The following is a 3,874-nucleotide window of genomic DNA, read 5'->3' as shown; positions in this document are numbered from 1 at the left end:
GGTGAAGTACGACCGCTTCTTCTGGATGACGGGAGCCGGCTCGATCAAGATGCCGAACTTCATGATGCCGCCGCTGATGAACAATCATCACTGCTACATCGGCTCGCTCGGCAATGTCTGCCGCTGGCTGGCGCGCAGGGCCGAGGCACTCGGGGTCGAGATCTATCCGGGCTTTGCCGCCGCCGAAGTGCTGTATGACGAGGACGGCAAGGTCAAGGGCATCGCCACCGGCGACATGGGCGTTGGCCGCGACGGCAAGCCGAAGGATTCCTTCACCCGCGGCATGGAATTGCTCGGCAAGTACACGCTGTTCGCCGAAGGCGCCCGCGGCAGCCTGACCAAACTGCTCATCAACAAGTTTGCGCTCGACGCCAAGAGCGAGCCGCCGAAATTCGGCATCGGCCTCAAGGAAGTCTGGCAAATCGACCCCGCCAAGCACCAGAAGGGATTGATCCAGCATTCCTTCGGCTGGCCGCTCGACATGAAGACCGGTGGCGGCTCGTTCCTCTATCATTACGACGACAATCTCGTGGCCGTCGGCTTCGTCGTGCATCTCAACTACGACGATCCGTATCTGTCGCCATTCGACGAGTTCCAGCGCTTCAAGACCCATCCCTCGATCCGTGGCACTTTCGAAGGTGCCAAGCGGCTGGCCTACGGCGCGCGCGCCATCACCGAGGGCGGTTATCAGTCGGTGCCGAAGCTCAGCTTCCCGGGCGGCGCGCTGATCGGCTGCGCGGCCGGCTTCGTCAACGTGCCGCGCATCAAGGGCGTGCACAATGCCATGGGCACCGGCATGCTCGCGGCCGAGCATGTCGCAGCCGCGCTTGCCGCCGAGCGCGCCAATGACGAGCTCGTCGAATACGAGAACGCCTGGCGGTCCTCGTCGGTCGGCAAGGACCTGTTCCTGGTGCGCAACGTCAAGCCACTGTGGTCGAAGTTCGGCACCGTGCTCGGAGTTGCGCTGGGCGGCTTCGACATGTGGTGCAACACGCTGTTCGGCGGCTCGCTTTTCGGCACCCAGTCCCATCTCAAGCATGACCGCGCCACGCTCGATCCGGCCAAGCAGCACACGCCCAAGAACTACCCCAAGCCCGACGGCAAGCTCTCTTTCGACAAGCTCTCCTCGGTGTTCCTGTCCAACACCAATCATGAGGAGGACCAGCCGGTCCATCTGAAGGTCACGGACATGAACCTGCAGAAGACCTCCGAGCACGACGTCTATGCCGGTCCCTCGAACCGCTATTGCCCGGCCGGCGTCTATGAGTGGATCGAGGAGGGGTCAGGTCCGCGCTTCCAGATCAACGCCCAGAACTGCGTCCACTGCAAGACCTGCGATGTGAAGGATCCCAACGGCAACATCACCTGGGTTCCGCCCGAGGGCGGCGGCGGCCCGAACTACGAGGCGATGTAACGGCGGGTCACGCCAGGGATTTGCCGCACGTTCGCGTGAGGACCCGGCTGCGGCCACCGGCCGCGGCCACGATAAGGCCATAGTGACGGCGTCTTGGGGCGCTGTCGGCGGATTCACTTGCCGATTTGGCCGGTGCGGCGGGGATCGCCGGGTCCGAATCCTTGCGGCGAAGCGCCAAAAGCGGCATTGTCGGCCTGACGGTTCCGGGTCCCGATGCCACCGGCCGCGTTCGCCTGCGACACGGCCCTCTGCTGCAAACCAGGCACTACCAACTCAAGGCGAGCCCTGATGTTTTCAAATCGTTTCAACCGCTGGACTGCCGCCGCCGCCATCGTCCTCATGGGCACCGCGCTCGTGGCGGTCCCCGGCGCGGTCCTGGCGCAGACGCCGGATCACCCGGAGAACACGGCGGCGCCGTTTCCGACCCGGAACGATCTGAAGTCGCTCACCGGTGCCGGCAGCTATCTTGCCGCCCGCCACGCCAGTGTCGAGCGCGACGCGGCCGCGGCCGCTGCATTCTACCGTTCGGCCCTGCGCACCGATCCGAAGAACAACGAGTTGCTCGACCGTGCCTTCATCTCGTCGGTCTCCGACGGCGACATCGAGGAGGCGGTCAAGCTCGCCGAGCGCATCCTCACAATAGACAAGACCAATCGCGTCGCGCGCCTCGTGGTCGGCGTGCACGATCTCAAGCTGAAGAAGTACGCTGCGGCGCAGACCAACATCAACCAGTCGATCCGCGGTCCGATCACGGATCTCGTCGCGACGCTGCTGTCGGGTTGGGCCGCCTATGGTGCCGGCGACGCCAAGGGCGGTGTCGCCACCATCGACAAGCTGGCGGGGCCGGAGTGGTATCCGTTGTTCAAGGATCTGCATACCGGCATGATCCTCGAACTTTCCGGCAAGGAGAAGGATGCCGGTACCCGGTTCGAGCGGGCCTATAAACTCGACGATTCCATGCTGCGCGTGACGGAGGCCTATGCGCGTTGGCTGTCGCGCAACAAGGAGTCCGCCGCCGCGACCACCGTCTACCAGGCCTTCGACAAGAAGCTCGCGCGCCATCCGCTGATCCAGGAAGGCCTGCGCGAAACCAAGGCCGGCAAGAAGATGCCGCCGCTGGTCGATTCCGCACAGGCCGGCGCCGCCGAAGCACTGTACGGCATCGGCGCCACCCTGACCCGCCGCGGCGGCGAGGATCTGGCGCTGGTCTATCTCCAGCTCTCGCTCTACCTGCAGCCGACCCACCCGCTGGCGCTGCTCTCGCTCGCCGATCTCTACGAATCCGTGAAGCGGCCGAAGATGGCGATCAAGGTTTATGAGCGTGTGCCGGCGACGTCGCCGCTCAAGCGCAATGCGCAGATCCAGCTTGCCATCGACCTCGATTCCGCCGACCGCACCGAGGAGGCGATCAAGATCCTCAAGGGTGTCACCGCGGAGGATCCCAAGGACCTCGAAGCCATCATGGCGCTCGGCAACATCGAGCGCGGGCGCAAGCGGTTCGGCGACTGCGGCGCGACCTATTCGCAAGGCATCGACGTGCTGCCGCCGGGCAACGACAAGGCCAACAGCGTCTGGTACTATTATCGCGGCATCTGCGCGGAGCGCTCCAAGCAGTGGGCCAAGGCCGAGGCCGACATGAAGAAGGCGCTCGAGCTGCAGCCCGACCAGCCCCACGTCCTCAACTATCTCGGTTATTCCTGGGTCGACCAGGGCATCAACCTCGACGAAGGCATGAAGATGATCAAGCGCGCCGTCGAGCAGCGTCCCGACGACGGCTACATCGTCGATTCCCTCGGCTGGGCCTATTACCGCATCGGCAATTACGAGGAGGCGGTGAAGAACCTCGAGCGCGCGATCGATCTCAAGCCGGAGGACCCTACCATCAACGACCATCTCGGCGACGCCTATTGGCGCGTCGGCCGCACCCTGGAGGCCAAATTCCAGTGGGCGCATGCCCGCGATCTCAAGCCGGAGCCGGAAGAGCTGCCGAAGATCGAGGCCAAGATCGCCAACGGTCTGCCTGATGACAATTCGAACTCTTCGGCCGCGCAGGCGGAAAAGAAGAAGGACGACGGCAAGGGCGGTTGAGCTGAGGAAGAGTGGGGGCTGTCGCCGATGCCGGCGTTGACTGAAGAAGGGCGCGCGAAGGTCAATCTCAGCCTTCGCGTCGTGGGCCGTCGCGCCGACGGCTATCATGATCTCGAAAGCGTGGTTGCGTTCGCCGACTGTGCCGACCGGCTCACGCTGGAGCCGGGCGGGGAGCTGAAGCTCACCACCACCGGGCCGCTGGCCGCGGCTTGCGGCGATACCGCCGACAATCTCGTGCTCAAGGCCGCCGCGCTTCTGGCCGAGGCGGTGCCGGGCCTGAAGCTGGGCGCCTTCGCGCTCGACAAGGTGCTTCCGGTCGCCGCCGGCATCGGTGGTGGTTCGGCCGATGCCGCCGCTTCATTGCGGCTGTTG

2 protein-coding genes and 1 pseudogene are annotated in these 3,874 nt (G+C 64.8%); all 3 read left to right on the top strand.

What is annotated here, in order from left to right; all coding sequences use genetic code 11:
- A partial coding sequence (locus JHD07_RS34845; protein ID WP_291630427.1) for an electron transfer flavoprotein-ubiquinone oxidoreductase occupies positions 1-1,414 on the top strand: 1,414 nt, incomplete at its 5' end.
- Between the two features lie 288 nt (positions 1,415-1,702).
- On the top strand, positions 1,703-3,502 hold the full coding sequence (locus JHD07_RS34840; protein ID WP_291630425.1) for a tetratricopeptide repeat protein: 1,800 nt from the start codon (positions 1,703-1,705) through the stop codon (positions 3,500-3,502).
- A gap of 27 nt (positions 3,503-3,529) precedes the next feature.
- Positions 3,530-3,874 (top strand): annotated as a pseudogene (locus JHD07_RS34835) (4-(cytidine 5'-diphospho)-2-C-methyl-D-erythritol kinase); the annotation flags it as partial.

It is taken from the genome of Bradyrhizobium sp., assembly GCF_016462955.1.
In the GTDB taxonomy this organism is placed as follows: Bacteria; Pseudomonadota; Alphaproteobacteria; order Rhizobiales; family Xanthobacteraceae; genus Bradyrhizobium.
This window is presented reverse-complemented; position numbering and strand designations above follow the sequence as displayed.

What these genes read in the sequence shown, in the direction of transcription:
- JHD07_RS34840 (WP_291630425.1), top strand. Translation starts at nt 1,703, where the DNA reads ATGTTTTCAAATCGTTTCAACCGCTGGACTGCCGCCGCCGCCATCGTC.